Raw genomic sequence first — 15443 nt, 5'->3', positions numbered from 1 at the left:
GAGGGGCGGCGTACGTGCTCAGGTCGTCGAGGTCGTGGCCGAACCAGCGGGCGACCACCGCGGAGATCTTCGTGGCGTCGTAGCTGAGGTTGAACACGTACCCGGCCACGATGATCATCAGGCCGGTCGGGGTGGGTGTGGTGCGGGGGTGTCCCGGCAGCCCATTGTCCTTCCGGTGCGGGCCGCCCTGTAAAGGGCGCTCCTCCTTCGTCGTCGCGTCGCTGCGCGATGGCCCTTGCGGGCCACCCTTGACAGGACGTCCCGCCCCGGAATGCCAACAAGCTGCCGGGAAGCCCCCAGGGGAATGGCCTGGAGGGAACGTGAGGCATGAGGGGGCATCAGGGAGCTTTCTCTCCCGCCCCGGCAGGCCGCATCCAGCCCCACCGGCATCAGCAGACCCCTCGGCGGGGCCGTGTCGGCTCTGGTGTCGCGAAACGATGTCCAGAGCGTCATCCGGCGACAGGAGCGCCCCAGATCGCTACGCGGCCCGGCTCTGTTCGGCGGCCGTCGGCCGTCCGGGGCGGGCGTGGCGCGTGAGATCGCTACAGGGGCGCCGTCGGCTCGGCGGCTGACCGCTCGGTTGTGATCCAAGGAAGGTCGGATGGTGTCAACCTGCCGTCTGACGCCGATGTGTGCGGCGCAAGCAGTGGGTTGGGGCGCTTCGCGGCCCCAGGCGGCGGGTGGCCGCCGAGCAGACAGGGGCGCGTAGCGATCTGGGGCGCTTCGCGGCCCCGGACGGCGGCCGGCCGCCGGAAAGGCGGTAGCGTGTAGCGATCTGGGGCGCTTCTGTGTCCGGATGATGCTCTGGGCGTCGTTTCTCGGCGTCAGAGCCTCTGTCGGCTCTCGCCGCCGGGTCGGCTGATGCCGGTGGGGTGAAAAGGGCCGCCGGGGCGGGGGAGCGCGCTCCCTGATGGGCTCCTATGGTGCATGTTCCTCCAGGCCGTTCCCTTCCCCTGGGGGCTTCCCGGCAGCTCTTTGTCTTTCCGGTGTGGGTCGGTCTGTCAAGGGTGGCCCGTAAGGGCCATCGCGTAGCGACGCGACCGTAGGGAGCGCCCTTGACGGGCCGGGCCGCGCCGGAAGGACGATGGGCTGACGGGACGTCCCCAGCACGCCTCCGACACCGAGTTGTCAGCTGCCGCCAACCGGCTCCCGCCGGCGCTCTTGCGGTCCCGGGGCGTCGGCTTCCGCCACTGCGCTCCCGCCCCGCCTCTTCGGCGCCGAGCCCGCCGCCAGGATGATGCCGCCGTCGCGGGGGACCTTGCGGCCCGAGGCGAGGAAGACGCCCGACGCGTAGTGGGCGTCCAGCCACGCCATGTGGGCGTCGAGCTGTTCCTCGACGGCTTCGAGGGGGGCGATGTAGGTGAGCTCCATGACGAACATGGGGTGAGGCTACTCTCGCATCACATGACCATGGTGAAGACCCCCGCCGACGAGGCCGAGGCCCGGGCGATACAGGACGAACTGCGCGCCGCCGTCGTGCTCGACGAGGTCGGGCCGCCGCCCGGGCGCGGGCTGGTGGCCGGCGTGGACGTCGCGTACGACGACGAGCGGGACCTGGTGGCCGCCGCGGCGGTCGTGCTCGACGCGGCGACGCTGGACGTCGTCGAGGAGCGGACCGCCGTCGGCAGCGTCAGCTTTCCGTACGTGCCTGGGCTGCTCGCCTTCCGGGAGCTGCCGACCGTCCTGGCGGCGCTCGACGCGCTGTCCGTGCCGCCGGACCTGGTCGTCTGCGACGGCTACGGCCTCGCGCACCCCAGGGGCTTCGGGCTGGCCTGCCACCTCGGGGTGGTGACGGGACTGCCCAGCATGGGCGTGGCGAAGAACCCCTTCACCTTCACCTACGACGAGCCCGGTGCCCGCCGCGGCGACGCCGCCGCGCTGCTCGCGAGCGACGGCGGTGTCGTCGGGAGGGCGCTGCGGACGCAGGACGGCATCAAGCCGGTGTACGTGTCGGTGGGGCACCGGATCTCGCTCGACAACGCCTGCCGGCACGCCCTCGCGCTCAGCCCGCGGTTCCGGATCCCCGAGAGCACCCGCCGGGCGGACTCGCTGTGCCGGCGGGCGCTGCGCGAGGCGTCCTGACGGGCCCGCCGGCGGGCGGCGGCTTCAGCGGGCCGAGGCGACGCGGAAGCGGATGCCGGCCTTCTGGAGGCGGTCCAGCAGGGAGTCCCCCATCGCGACGGCCGTCGTGAGCTGTCCGGCACGCTGCGGCAGCGGGTCGAGGGCCAGGCACAGAGCCGATTCCGCCAGCATCTTCGCGGTTTCGCCGTAGCCCGGGTCACCGCCCGATACCTCGGTGAGGACGCGGCGGCCGCCGCCCTCGCCGACGAAGCGGACGGTGAACCAGCTGCGGGCCCGGCGCTCCGCGTCGGGGCCGCGCCCCGGCTCCCAGCGGTCCATCAGCCACTGCCGGGCGGGCGGCAGCTGCGCCAGCGCGACGGCCGCTCCGACGGCCGCGGTGCCGCCGACGGCGAAGGGGAGGTGCTTGACCGAGGCGTAGTGGCGGTATCGGAAGTCGGGCCCGTACCGGTCGAGCGCTGCCGCGGACCGCGTCACGATGCGCGGATCGAGGGTGGGCAGGGGCAGCGCCCAGGTCCCGGTCTCCCGGCTGTACCGGGGCACGCCGACGGGCCCGCGGACGCGGCGGCCGGGCAGCCGGTGCTCGTGGAGGCGGCGCTCGCGGGCGGCGGCGAGGGTCTGCGGGGCGCGGCCCATGGCGGTGAGGGCGGAAGCGAGGGTGCCGCCCGAGAAGAGGGCGTTGGAGCGCATGAACCCGTCCACGCGGATCGGGACGTCCCGGGGGAGCTGCGCGACGGTGAAGTAGGTGCCGAGGTCGGCGGGGACGGAGTCGAAGCCGCAGGCGTGGACCAGGCGGGCGCCGGTCTCCCGGGCGCGTGCGTCGTGCAGGACGTAGGTGCGGTCGACGAACTCCGGTTCGCCGGTGAGGTCGACGTAGTCGGTGCCGGAGGCGGCGCACGCGGCGACGATCCCGCCGCCGTACAGGACGTACGGTCCGACGGTCGTGGCGAGGACGCGGGTGGAGGCGGCGAGTTCCCGTACGGCTGCCGGGTCGGAGGCGTCGGCCTGGATCAGCGGGACGTCCCCGGCGGCGGGGTGGAGGGCGGTGAGGCGGTCGCGGAGCCGCTCCAGCTTGGCGAGGTCGCGGCCGGCGAGGGCCCACCGGCAGCCGGCGGGGGCGTTCGCGGCGAGGTACTCGGCGGTCAGGGCGCCCACGAAGCCGGTCGCGCCGAAGAGGACGACGTCGTGGGGCCGCTCCGCCTGCCCTGCCTCGCGCCCCGCGGCCCGGACGGCCTCGTCGGCGCGGTCGCGGTCGGCCTGCTGCGGGTCTTCGTCCCGGGCCCGCTTCCGGGGGCCCCCTTCGTCCCGCCCCGCCCTCGGACCGGCCTGTCGAACCTCTTCGTTCATCACGGCTCCTCCCAGCTCGTACCGGTGGCCGAGGCTAGCGTGCGCCGGAGGCGGTGCGGTCGGCGCCCCGGCGGCGGCCGGGGAGGCCGCCGCCGGAGCGCCGGAGAGGTGTGCTGCGGCCGACGGCCGACGGGGGGTCAGTCCTCCTGGTACATGCCGAATGCGTCGACGATGAGGTCGATGTCGCCGTCGCTCTGGTTCCAGAAGTCGATGATGCCGTTGTCGCCGGTGCTGGCCTGGACGAGGTTGGGGACGGTCTTGCCGCGGGTCCAGTTCAGCGTGGAGGAGGTCGGCGCGGCCGGCCAGCCCTCGGTGCCGTTGTCGTAGTCGGCCAGCGAGTTCGGGTCGGGGGCGACGGCGAGGAAGCCGTTGTCCGTGGGGTTGGTGACGGTGCTGTTGAGGACGAAGCCCTTGATGCCGGGAGCGTCGTGCGACAGGGGCATCCAGATGTAGCCGCGGCCTCCGAGGGGGCCGCCGTCCCAGTCTGCGGCGTCGCGGGTGTCGAGGAGGCGCTGCGGGTCGAAGGCTACGTAGGCGCTCTTGCTGCCGGGGCTGTAGTAGCCGACGACGTCGACGATGACGTCGGTCGGGTTCCAGCCGCCGTTGCGGACGTTGATCTTCCCGTCGGGTCCGACGGGGACGATCACGGAGTTGGCGATGGTCTGGCCGGCCTTGAAGTTCACGTTCGACGCGGTCGGCGCCTGCTGGCCGCCCGGGTAGACGGTGAGGTGGCCGTCGCTCTTGGGGTTGGTGACGGTGACGTTGAGGGCGACTGCCGTCACGCCGGAGGCGGGGACCGCGCCGCGGCCGGTGATCTGGAGGCCGAAGGAGCCGTAGCCGGGGACCTGGGCCCTGGCGGTGCCCAGGCCTTCGCGGGTGTCGGCGAAACGCTGCGGCGCGAGCGGCGTGTAGCCGCTGGAGGCGGTCTGCGTGAAGTAGCCGGTGACGTCGGCGATGAGGTCGGCCGGCTCCCAGCCGCCGTTGTACAGGTTGATGTAGCCGTTCTCGCCGACGGGCACGATGACCAGGTTGGGGACGGTCTGCCCGGGCGCGAAGTTCACGTTCGACGTGGTGGGCCGGTCGTAGCCGTCGCCGTAGGCGGTGATGTGGCCGCCGCTGGTGGTGTTGGTGACCGTGACGTTGAGGACGACGGCGGTCACGCCCGCCGGGATGGCGCCGTTGCCGGCGATCTTCACCTTGGCGGAGGTGTACTGCTTGACCTTCGAGGTGAGGCCGCCCGTGCCGTTGCGGGTGTCCAGAAGGCGCGTGGGGCCGTAGGGGGTGTAGTCGGCGCCGCCCGTGGTGACCTGGAGCTCGTTGGCGACGGCGGTGCCGGTGCCGGAATCGGTGACGGTCACCTTGACCGTGTAGCCGCCGACCTCCTTGTAGGTGTGGGCGCTGACGACCGGTGTGCCGGTGCCGCCCTCGTAGGCCGCGGTCGTGGTGGTGCCGTCGCCCCAGTCGACGCTGATGGAGGCGGACGTGCCGAGGCCCGTGACGAAGGTGTCGAGCTCGATGCCGTGCGCACTGGTGGTGTACGCGTCGACGGCGACCTGGAAGCCGGCGGCAGGAGCGGTCTCGGCCAGCGGTGCGGCCTGGGTGCCCTGGAGGTCCTGCGGGGCGGTCCGGACGCCCTGACGGGTCTTCGCGGTCGGGGCCGCAACTGGCCGAGACTTTTCGGCCGGGCTGCTGAACTTGGTCTTCTCCACCGCGTCGGCGAGGTCCACGTCGGGCTGGGTGAGCCCGTGGGCGCCGCCGGTGGCGGGGCCGTCGGCGTGGGCAAAGCCGGGTATGAGCGACATTCCGGCCGCGAGTACGGCGGCGGATGCGGTGAGACGGCGGTAGGACACCGAGCCCCCAATGGTTGCGTGAGCCCTCGGTCAGGGCTGGCTGAAAAGATGCCCAGGCTCGCACGGCCTCCGAACGGGTTCTCACCGGGCCCCGACCGGTTACCGCTTCGTGATGCACGGAGCCCCGGACCGGCCCGAAGGCCGCTTCCGGGGCGCCGTGTGAGGTGCCGGCGGCGTCGGCGCCGGCCGGGGTCAGTTGTCCTCGTACAGGCCGAAGAGGTCGACGACGAGGTCGATGTCGGCGTCGCTCTGGTTCCAGATGTCGATGATCCCGTACGGGCCGGTGCCCGCCTGGACCAGGTTCGGGACGGTCTTGCCGCGGGTCCAGTTGAGGGTGGAGGAGGTCGGCGTGGGCGGCCACTGCTCGGTGCCGTTGTCGTAGTCGGCCAGCGAGTTCGGGTCCGGCGCGACGGCGAGGTGGCCCGCGCCCTCGGGGTTGGTGACGGTGGTGTTGAGGACGAAGCCCTTGGTGTGCGGGAACCCGTCGGCGAGCGGCATGTACACGTAGCCGCGGCCGCCCAGCGGGCCCCAGGGCCAGGTGGCGCCGTCGCGGGTGTCGAGCAGGCGGTCCGGCTTGAGCGGCACGTAGGCGTTGGGGCCGGAGGGGCTGTAGTAGCCGACGATGTCGATGACGACGTCCGTCGGGTTCCAGCCTCCGTTGCGGATGCTGATCTCGCCGGAGGGGCCGACCGGGACGATCACCGCGTTCGCGATGGTCTGCCCCGCGCCGAAGTTGAGGTTCGACACCGCCGGGGCGGCTCCGCTGCCGGGGAAGACGGTGAGGTGGCCGTCGCTCCCGGGGTTGGTGACGGTCACGTTCAGCGCGACGGCGGTGGCGTTGTCCAGGCCCTCGATCGGCTTGGTGAGGGTGCCGTACCCCTTGATCCGGCCCTTGGGGGCGCCGGTGCCGTTGCGGGTGTCGACCAGGCGCTGCGGGTCCATCGGTGTGTAGCCGCTGGAGGCGGACTTGGTGAAGTAGCCGGTCACGTCGGCGATGAGGTCGACCCCCTCCCAGCCGCCGTTGTGCAGGTTCACGTACCCGCTCCTGCCGACGGGGACGATGACCAGGTTCGGGACGGTCTGCCCGGGGGCGAAGTTGACGTTCGAGGTGGTGGGCCTCTCGCCGCCGTCGGGGTAGGCGGTGATGTGGCCGCCGCCGGTGGTGTTGGTGACCGTGACGTTGAGGACGACGGCGGTCACCCCGGCGGGTATCTCCGCGTTGCCGCCGACCCGGAGCCGGACCTGGCCGTGGGCGGGAACCTTCCCCTGGGAGGCGCCGGTGCCGTTGCGGGTGTCGAGGAGGCGCTTCGGGGTGTGGGGCGTGAAGTGGGAGCCCTGGGTCCAGACGGCGATCTGGTTGACGGCGGAGGCCTGTGTGGCCCGGTCCGTGACGGTGACGCGGACCGTGTAGCCGCCCGGCTTGCCGTACTGGTGAGGGACGGTCAGCGTCTGGCCGCCGGCGGACGTCTCCTCGCCGGCGGTGCCGTCCCCCCAGTCGACGGAGACGGAGACGGTGTTGGCCGTGCCGGTGGTGGTGGCGTCGACCTCGATGCCGTGCGCGCTGGTGGTGAAGGCCTTGAGGCCCACGGCTATCTCGTTCCGGGCGGCGTCGGCGGAGGCGGCCCCCGCCTCGCCCGCCGCGGGAGCCGGCCGGACCGACCGGTCGGCGGGGCTGGTGAACGCGGCGGCCTCCCGCTGCTGCGGCCCGACCCGGTCGGGCCTGGCGACGCCGTGCGGCCCGGGCCGTCCGGAGGCCGGGTCGGCCGCGTGGGCCGGGGCGGGTACGAGCGCGACACCGGCCGCGAGGACGGCGGCGGACGCCGCGAGTCGGCGGTAGGACACCGGGTTCCCCCATGGAAAAGTGGTTGAGCCTTTGAACAAGGCTGAAGTCCGCTCAGGGTACAGAGTCGAACGGACCTCGAACGCCGGGGTTTTCGCAGGTCCAAGCTCCGTTTGTCGGATGTGCCCGGTCCGGTTGTCCGGCTCGGCGGGCGGTGGGGGCTAGCGTGGGTGCGCGGCGGCCCGCGGCCGGAGGCCGGGTACGGGCGCGGACTGCGTCGAGCGGAGGAGTCGGTGAAGGCGGCGGTGCGCAAGTGGGAGGCGGTCCGGGAGTTCGCCCTGGGGCTGCCCGAGGCGGTCGAGGAGTACCCCTGGGGGCCCGAGGACTGCGTCGTGAAGGTCAACAAGAAGATCTTCGCCTTCCTGGGCGGCACCGACGGCCCGCAGCCGCCGGGCATCTCGGTGAAGCTCAAGGACGAGGTGCTGCACGGCCACGCCATGGCCGCGCCGGGCGCGGCGCCCACCGGCTACGGCCTGGGCCGGTCCGGATGGGTGTCGGTGCCGCTCGGGGAGCCGGGGGCGCCGTCGGCGGCGGTGCTGTGCGAGTGGGTCGAGGAGAGCTACCGGACGGTCGCCCTGAAGCGGCACGTGAAGGAGCTGGACGAGCGGATCGCGTCAAACGGCTAAGCGCTCGCTCTTGTGCTGAGGGTGACCCGTTCCTAGCATCGCTGGTGTTACATCAGTTGTGTCACACACTCACACGCTCGCACACGGGATGCCGGGGGTTCGATGTCAGTGACAGGTGCCGGGACAGGCGCCGCGCAGGAGCACGGCCGCACCGGCGCCCCCGCGCCCGGCCCCGCAGGAGGCGGCTCCGGGCACCCGGACGGCCCGCTCGCGGGCCTGCGCGTCGTCGAACTGGCCGGCATCGGCCCCGGCCCGTTCGCGGCCATGCTGCTCGCCGACCTCGGCGCGGACGTCGTCCGCGTCGACCGGCCCGGCGGCGGGGGCCTCGCCGTCGACCCCGCCTACGACACCACCAACCGCGGCAAGCGCTCCGTCATGGTCGACCTGAAGGCCGACGGCGGCGCCGCGCTCGTACTGGACCTGGCCGAGCGGGCCGACGTGCTCATCGAAGGCCTGCGGCCGGGCGTCGCCGAGCGGCTCGGCGTCGGCCCGGACGCCTGCCTCGCCCGCAACCCGCGCCTGGTCTACGGCCGGATGACCGGCTGGGGCCAGGACGGCCCGCTCGCCCCGACCGCCGGGCACGACATCGCGTACATCGCGGTCACCGGGGCCCTCGGCATGATCGGGAAGCCGGGCGAGCCCCCCGCCGTCCCCGGCAACCTCCTCGGCGACTACGCGGGCGGCTCCCTCTACCTCGTCATCGGCATCCTCGCGGCGCTCCGGCACGCCGCCGCCCCGGGCGGCACGGGCCAGGTCGTCGACGCGGCCATCGTCGACGGCACCGCACACCTGACCGCCATGGTCCACGGCATGATGGCCGCCGGCGGCTGGCAGGACCGCCGCGGCGCGAACCTCCTCGACGGCGGCTGCCCCTTCTACGGCACCTACGAGACGTCCGACGGCGGGTACATGGCGGTCGGCGCGCTGGAGCAGCAGTTCTACGACACCTTCACCACCCTCCTCGGCCTCGCCGACCGGGCCCCCGCCCGCAAGGACGCGGCCCGCTGGGGGGAGCTGCGCCAGGCCGTCGCCGCCGCCTTCAAGTCCCGTACACGGCAGGAGTGGACGGAGGTCTTCGACGGCACCGACGCCTGCGTGGCGCCCGTCCTGTCGCTGCGCGAGGCGCCCCACCACCCCCACCTGGCCGCCCGCGGCACCTTCACCGAGGTCGGCGGCATCGTCCAGCCCGCACCCGCCCCCCGCTTCTCCGCGACGCCCGCCGCGGTGCGCGGCGGGCCCGCGCAGCCGGGCGCGGACACCGCGTCGGTGGCCGCCGACTGGGGCGTGCCGGGGCTGGCCGGGAAGGGCGGCGCCTGATGGAGCTGTCCGTGACGCCCGACTACTCCGCCGACCCGAGCCGCGCCGCCGACGAGGCCGCGGCCCCGGAGGCGGCCGGCCCGACGCCGTTCGGGCCCGCCGGATACGTCCGCGAACGCATCGAGGCCTTCCGCGAGGCGGGCGTCGCGATGCCGAACGCCACGCCCGTCGGCCCCGAGCCGGCCCGGCTGATCGAAACCGTCAAGAGCTGGCTGTAGGGGGAAGACCGATGCAACGACGCATCTTCGACGCCGACCACGAGGCGTTCCGCGACACCGTCCGCACCTTCCTCGCCAAGGAGGTGCTGCCGCACTACGAGCAGTGGGAGAAGGACGGCATCACCAGCCGCGACGCGTGGCGGGCCGCCGGCCGGCAGGGGCTGCTGGGCCTCGCCGTCCCCGAGGAGTACGGCGGCGGCGGGAACACCGACTTCCGGTACGCCGCCGTCCTCGCCGAGGAATTCACCCGGGCCGGCGCCCCCGGCCTGGCCCTCGGCCTGCACAACGACATCATCGGCCCGTACCTGGTCAACCTGGGCACCGAGGAGCAGAAGCGCCGCTGGCTGCCCGGTTTCTGCTCCGGTGAGACGATCACCGCGATCGCGATGACCGAGCCGGGCGCCGGCAGCGACCTCCAGGGCATCCGCACCACCGCCGAGGACCGCGGCGACCACTGGCTGCTGAACGGCTCCAAGACGTTCATCTCCAACGGGATCCTCGCCGACCTCGTCATCGTCGTCGCCCGGACCAGCCCGGAGGGCGGGGCGCACGGCCTGTCGCTGCTCGTCGTCGAGCGCGGCGCGGAGGGCTTCGAACGCGGCCGGAACCTCGACAAGATCGGCCAGAAGGCGCAGGACACCGCCGAGCTGTTCTTCCACGACGTACGCGTCCCCAAGGAGAACCTGCTCGGCGAGCTCGGCGGCGGGTTCGTCCACCTGATGAACCATCTCGCCCAGGAGCGGCTCGCCATAGCGGTGGCCGGCATCGCCGCGGCCGAGCACCTGCTGGAGACCACCACCGCGTACGTCAAGGAGCGCGAGGCGTTCGGGCGGCCGCTGTCCAAGCTCCAGCACGTCCGCTTCGAGATCGCCGAGATGGCCACCGAGTGCGCCGTCACCCGCACGTTCGTCGACCGGTGCATCACCGACCACTCCGACGGGCAGCTCGACCACGTACACGCCTCGATGGCCAAGTGGTGGGCCACCGAGCTCCAGAAGCGGGTCGCCGACCGCTGCCTGCAACTCCACGGCGGATACGGCTACATGACCGAATACCGGGTCGCGCGGGCCTTCACCGACGGCCGGATCCAGACCATCTACGGCGGCACGACCGAGATCATGAAGGAGATCATCGGTCGTTCCCTGCTCGGCTAACCTCCCCTCGAAAGGCTTGACCAGTGAGCACCGAAGCGTACGTCTACGACGCGATCCGCACGCCGCGCGGCCGCGGCAAGGCCAACGGGTCCCTGCACGGCACCAAGCCGATCGACCTGGTCGTCGGCCTCATCCACGCGCTCCGCGAGCGCAACCCCGGCCTCGACCCCGCCGCCATCGACGACATCGTCCTCGGCGTCGTCGGCCCCGTCGGCGACCAGGGCTCCGACATCGCCCGCATCGCGGCCATCGCCGCGGGCCTGCCCGACACCGTCGCCGGCGTGCAGGAGAACCGCTTCTGTGCGTCCGGCCTGGAGGCCGTGAACCTGGCGGCGGCGAAGGTCCGCTCCGGCTGGGAGGACCTCGTCCTCGCCGGCGGCGTGGAGTCCATGTCCCGCGTCCCGATGGCCTCGGACGGCGGCGCCTGGTTCAACGACCCGATGACCAACTGGGACGTCAACTTCGTCCCGCAGGGCATCGGCGCCGACCTGATCGCCACCATCGAGGGCTTCTCCCGCCGGGACGTCGACGAGTACGCCGCCCTCTCGCAGGAGCGTGCCGCGACCGCCGTCAAGGAGGGCCGCTTCGCCCGCTCCCTCGTCCCCGTCACCGACCGCAACGGCCTCGTCGTCCTTGACCACGACGAGTTCATCCGCCCCGGGACGACGGCCGACACCCTCGCCAAGCTCAAGCCGTCCTTCGCCGACATCGGCGAGCTCGGCGGCTTCGACGCCGTAGCCCTGCAGAAGTACCACTGGATCGAGAAGATCGACCACGTCCACCACGCGGGCAACTCCTCCGGCATCGTCGACGGCGCCTCGCTCGTCGCGATCGGCTCCCGCGAGGCGGGCGAGCGGGCCGGCCTGGCGCCGCGCGCCCGCATCGTCTCGGCCGCCGTGTCCGGCTCCGAGCCCACCATCATGCTCACCGGGCCCGCCCCCGCGACCCGCAAGGCCCTCGCCAAGGCCGGCCTCACCATCGACGACATCGACCTGATCGAGATCAACGAGGCCTTCGCCGGCGTCGTCCTGCGCTTCGTCAAGGACATGGGGACCACCCTCGACAAGGTCAACGTCAACGGCGGCGCCATCGCACTGGGCCACCCGCTCGGCGCCACCGGCGCGATGATCCTCGGCACCCTGGTCGACGAGCTGGAGCGCCAGGACAAGCGCTACGGGCTCGCCACCCTCTGCGTCGGCGGCGGCATGGGCGTCGCCACCGTCGTCGAGCGCCTCTGACATCGTCCTGCACCCCCTGATCCCCCCGACACGGAAGTAGCGAACATGAGCGAGTCCACCACGATCCGCTGGGAGCAGGACGAGACCGGCATCGTCACGCTGGTCCTCGACGACCCCGACCAGTCCGCCAACACCATGAACCAGGCCTTCACGGACTCGATCGCGGCCGTCGCCGACCGCGCCGAGGCCGAGAAGGACTCCATCCGCGGCATCATCTACACCTCCGCCAAGAAGACCTTCTTCGCCGGCGGGGACCTCAAGGAGATGATCCGGCTGCGCCCCGAAGACGCGCAGGCCGCCTTCGACACCGGTACCGGGATCAAGCGCGCGCTGCGCCGCATCGAGACCCTCGGCGTGCCGGTCGTCGCCGCCGTCAACGGCGCCGCGCTCGGCGGCGGTTACGAGATCGCCCTGGCCTCCCACCACCGCATCGCGCTCGACGTGCCCGGCTCGAAGATCGGCCTGCCCGAGGTCACCCTCGGCCTGCTCCCCGCCGCAGGCGGCGTCACCCGCACCGTCCGCCTCATGGGCATCACCGACGCGCTGCTGAAGGTCCTGCTCCAGGGCACCCAGTACAGCCCGAAGCGCGCCCTCGACAACGGCCTCGTCCACGAACTGGCCGCCACACCCGAGGAGATGCTCGCCAAGGCGCGCGCCTTCATCGACGCCAACCCCGAGTCGAAGCAGCCGTGGGACGTGCCCGGCTACCGGATCCCCGGCGGCACGCCCGCCCACCCCAAGTTCGCCGCGAACCTGCCGGCGTTCCCCGCCAACCTCAAGAAGCAGCTGAACGGGGCCCCGTACCCGGCGCCGCGCAACATCATGGCGGCCGCCGTCGAAGGCGCCCAGGTGGACTTCGAGACGGCGCAGACCATCGAGGCCCGCTACTTCACCGAGCTGGTGACCGGCCAGACCGCGAAGAACATGATCCAGGCGTTCTTCTTCGACCTCCAGGCCGTCAACGCCGGCCGCAGCCGGCCCCGCGGCGTCGAGCCGCGCACCGTCCGCCGCGTCGCCGTCCTCGGTGCCGGGATGATGGGCGCCGGGATCGCCTACTCCTGCGCCCGCGCCGGCATCGAGGTCGTCCTGAAGGACGTCACCGCCGAGGCCGCCGCCAAGGGCAAGGCCTACTCCGAGAAGCTGCTCGACAAGGCCGTCGCCAAGGGCCGCACCACCGAGGCCGCCCGCGCCGAACTGCTGGCCAGGATCACCCCGACCGCCGACACCGCCGACCTGGCCGGCTGCGACGCGGTCATCGAGGCGGTCTTCGAGGACACCTCCCTGAAGCACAAGGTCTTCCAGGAGGTGCAGGACGTCGTCGCGCCCGACGCGCTGCTGTGCTCCAACACCTCCACCCTGCCGATCACGGGCCTCGCCGAGGGCGTCGACCGCCCCGCCGACTTCATCGGCCTGCACTTCTTCTCGCCCGTCGACAAGATGCCGCTGGTGGAGATCATCAAGGGGGAGCGGACCGGCGACGAGGCCATCGCCCGCGCCTTCGACCTCGTCCGGCAGATCAACAAGACCCCCATCGTGGTCAACGACTCACGCGGCTTCTTCACCTCGCGCGTCATCGGCCAGTTCATCAACGAAGGCGTCGCGATGGTCGGCGAGGGCGTCGAGCCCGCCTCCATCGAGCAGGCCGCCGCCCAGGCCGGCTACCCGGCCAAGGTGCTCTCCCTCATGGACGAGCTCACCCTCACCCTCCCGCGGAAGATCCGCAACGAGACCCGCAAGGCCGTCGAGGCCGAGGGCCGCACCTGGACCCCGCACCCCGCCGACGAGGTCATCGACCGCATGGTCGACGAGTTCGCCCGCCCCGGCCGCAGCGGCGGAGCCGGCTTCTACGACTACGACGAAGCCGGCAAGCGCTCCCGCATCTGGCCGGGCCTGCGCGAGCACTTCGCCCGGCCCGGCGCGGACGTGCCCTTCGAGGACATGAAGGAGCGCATGCTCTTCGCCGAAGCCCTCGACACCGTCCGCTGCCTCGACGAGGGCGTGCTCACCTCGATCGCCGACGCCAACATCGGCTCCATCATGGGCATCGGCTTCCCCGCCTGGACCGGCGGCGTCATCCAGTACGTCAACGGCTACGAGGGCGGCCTGCCCGGCTTCGTCGCCCGGGCCCGCGAACTGGCCGACCGCTACGGCGACCGCTTCACCCCGCCCGCCTCGCTGGTCGCGAAGGCCGAGCGCGGGGAGACGTACGCCGACTGACACGGCGGCCTGACGCACGCCGGCCGGCCGGCGGTGGAGGCGCGGCCGGCCGGCCGAGATGTGCCCTCGGGCCGCCCCCCGGAGACCCCCTCCGGGGGGCGGCCCGAGGCGTGCGTCAGGCGCCGTCCAGCGCGGCGAACACCCCGCGGTGCGCGGTCCCGTCGGGGGCCGTCCAAGCGGTGACGACCCCGGCCGCACCGCCCTCGGGGCCGTCCGGACGCAGGACGCGTACGATCCGCAGCACCGCGGGCCCGCCCCCGAAGCGGACCGCGGTGCCCTCCGCCGTGGACGCGGCCGTCGCGGCGGCCGCGTCGAGCCCTTTCGCCGCAACCGGGCCGCCCTCGACGACGACCGTCGGGTCCGGAGCGCCGTCGACGCTCTGCGCCCAGGGCTGCGCCTCGCCGCGCAGCAGCGCGAGGACCTGCCCGACGGCCACCGGGTCGTGCGCGGCGTCGTACACCCAGCGCGTGCCCAGCACGCCGTGCTCGACGGTGCCGATCAGGGCCCCCTCGGCCCCCTCCAGCGGCGCCCCCCGGTACGTCATCGGCACGTGGTAGGCGACCGGCTCCGGCGCGGAGGCGTCGGCGACGACCATGAACTCGATGCCGACCTCGCCCTCCGGGTCGTCCAGCCGGAACCCGCCGGCCTTGACCGGCTCCGGGGCGCTGCCCGCGGCGGCGTACCACGGCTGCGCGGGCAGCCAGGCCGCGAGGAGTTCGAGCTTGGTCGGGGTGATGGTGGTTTTGTGGATCACAGACATGATCCCGAACCTACCCGCCGGCGAGGGAAGTTGGGGGCGCGGCCGGTACGCGCCCGTCAGTCGCCTGCGGCGAACTGGGCCTTCAGCTCCTCCCGCAGCGACCGCTGGAACGCCGTCACCAGGGCCTGCACCACCATCGGCTGCATGTGCGCGGACAGCGCCTTCATCGACTCCACCCGCTCCGGATCGTCCTCGCCCTCCGTGAACGGCCCCCACACCTCGTCGCGGAACAGGCGCGTCAGCTCCCGGGCCGTCGCCCGGGCGTGCTCCAGCAGCACCTCCCGGGCCGCCAGCACCGTGCCGTGCGAGATCGGCACGTCCAGCAGCGCCACCCCCAGCCGCAGCAGCGACAGGTCAACCCGGAACCGCTCCGGGCCGCCCCCGACCACATTCATCGCGGCCAGCCGGCGCAGGTCCTCCTCCGGCAGCGGCCGCCCCGCGCGCCGCTCCAGCTCCTCCAGCGACACCTCCTCCGCCGAATCCGGCGCCCACGACGACACCAGCGCCCGGTGGATGGCCAGGTCGTGGGCGCTGAGGTCGTCGGGCAGGGCGTCCAGGTAGCGCTCGATCGCGGACAGCGTCATGCCCTGGTGCTGCAGCTCCTCGATCAGCGCGAGCCGGGAGAGGTGCTCGGGCCCGTAGCGGCCCACCCGACGCGGTCCGATCACGGGAGGGGGCAAAAGCCCGCGGGTGCTGTAGAACCGTACGGTGCGGACGGTGACCCCCGCCCGGGCGGCGAGCTCGTCGACGGTGAGCGTGGGCTCGGGCACCCCGGTGGTCATGGTCACTCGCCCCGC

The 15443-nt window shown here is 73.0% G+C and carries 13 protein-coding genes; 7 read left to right on the top strand and 6 right to left on the bottom strand.

The window, feature by feature from the left end:
* Positions 1-1128: 1128 nt before the first annotated feature.
* Entirely contained in the window at positions 1129-1380 is a 252-nt protein-coding gene (locus EF903_RS02975; protein WP_125541011.1) for a YciI family protein, read from the bottom strand.
* A gap of 24 nt (positions 1381-1404) precedes the next feature.
* Here EF903_RS02975 and EF903_RS02970 point away from each other — a divergent pair, with 24 nt between their 5' ends.
* Positions 1405-2082, top strand: coding sequence for an endonuclease V (locus tag EF903_RS02970; protein WP_125541010.1), 678 nt, complete (start codon positions 1405-1407; stop codon positions 2080-2082).
* 24 nt (positions 2083-2106) lie between these two features.
* Here the strand turns inward: EF903_RS02970 and EF903_RS02965 are convergent, their stop codons facing one another.
* The 3 genes from EF903_RS02965 to EF903_RS02955 all read right to left on the bottom strand — a co-directional run bounded on the left by EF903_RS02965 (position 2107) and on the right by EF903_RS02955 (position 7118).
* On the bottom strand, positions 2107-3426 hold the full coding sequence (locus tag EF903_RS02965) for a trans-acting enoyl reductase family protein (RefSeq protein WP_125541009.1): 1320 nt from the start codon (positions 3424-3426) through the stop codon (positions 2107-2109).
* A 137-nt stretch (positions 3427-3563) separates the two neighbouring features.
* A complete protein-coding gene (locus EF903_RS02960; RefSeq protein ID WP_125541008.1) occupies positions 3564-5276 on the bottom strand; it encodes a PKD domain-containing protein in 1713 nt (570 codons plus the stop codon).
* A 192-nt stretch (positions 5277-5468) separates the two neighbouring features.
* Entirely contained in the window at positions 5469-7118 is a 1650-nt protein-coding gene (locus tag EF903_RS02955; RefSeq protein ID WP_125541007.1) for a PKD domain-containing protein, read from the bottom strand.
* Positions 7119-7349: 231 nt separating this feature from the next.
* Here EF903_RS02955 and EF903_RS02950 point away from each other — a divergent pair, with 231 nt between their 5' ends.
* The 6 genes from EF903_RS02950 to EF903_RS02925 all read left to right on the top strand — a co-directional run bounded on the left by EF903_RS02950 (position 7350) and on the right by EF903_RS02925 (position 13886).
* A complete protein-coding gene (locus EF903_RS02950) occupies positions 7350-7742 on the top strand; it encodes an MmcQ/YjbR family DNA-binding protein (RefSeq protein WP_260614741.1) in 393 nt (130 codons plus the stop codon).
* A gap of 102 nt (positions 7743-7844) precedes the next feature.
* Complete coding sequence (locus EF903_RS02945; protein ID WP_125541006.1) at positions 7845-9059, top strand: CaiB/BaiF CoA-transferase family protein; 1215 nt, start codon at positions 7845-7847, stop codon at positions 9057-9059.
* The gene (locus EF903_RS36020) at positions 9059-9277 is read left to right on the top strand and encodes a hypothetical protein (protein WP_125541005.1); all 219 of its coding nucleotides are present in this window, start codon (positions 9059-9061) and stop codon (positions 9275-9277) included. The genes EF903_RS02945 and EF903_RS36020 overlap by 1 nt, the downstream gene beginning before the upstream one ends.
* 11 nt (positions 9278-9288) lie before the next feature.
* Positions 9289-10431 carry an acyl-CoA dehydrogenase family protein gene (locus EF903_RS02935; protein WP_125541004.1) on the top strand — a complete coding sequence of 381 codons (1143 nt, stop codon included), beginning with the start codon at positions 9289-9291 and terminating at the stop codon, positions 10429-10431.
* 23 nt (positions 10432-10454) lie between these two features.
* A complete protein-coding gene (locus EF903_RS02930) occupies positions 10455-11669 on the top strand; it encodes an acetyl-CoA C-acetyltransferase (protein WP_125541003.1) in 1215 nt (404 codons plus the stop codon).
* 45 nt (positions 11670-11714) lie between these two features.
* Positions 11715-13886 carry a 3-hydroxyacyl-CoA dehydrogenase NAD-binding domain-containing protein gene (locus EF903_RS02925; RefSeq protein WP_125541002.1) on the top strand — a complete coding sequence of 724 codons (2172 nt, stop codon included), beginning with the start codon at positions 11715-11717 and terminating at the stop codon, positions 13884-13886.
* Between the two features lie 115 nt (positions 13887-14001).
* Here EF903_RS02925 and EF903_RS02920 read toward each other — a convergent pair whose 3' ends face one another.
* Entirely contained in the window at positions 14002-14646 is a 645-nt protein-coding gene (locus EF903_RS02920) for a maltokinase N-terminal cap-like domain-containing protein (RefSeq protein WP_125541001.1), read from the bottom strand.
* 56 nt (positions 14647-14702) lie between these two features.
* Positions 14703-15428, bottom strand: coding sequence for a MerR family transcriptional regulator (locus tag EF903_RS02915; RefSeq protein ID WP_125541014.1), 726 nt, complete (start codon positions 15426-15428; stop codon positions 14703-14705).
* Between the last annotated feature and the right edge of the window lie 15 nt (positions 15429-15443).

The sequence above is a fragment of the Streptomyces sp. WAC05292 genome, from assembly GCF_003949955.1.
In the GTDB taxonomy this organism is placed as follows: Bacteria; Actinomycetota; Actinomycetes; order Streptomycetales; family Streptomycetaceae; genus Streptomyces; species Streptomyces globosus.
Note: the sequence above shows the minus strand (reverse complement) of the source record. Positions and strands in the feature narration are given on the sequence as shown.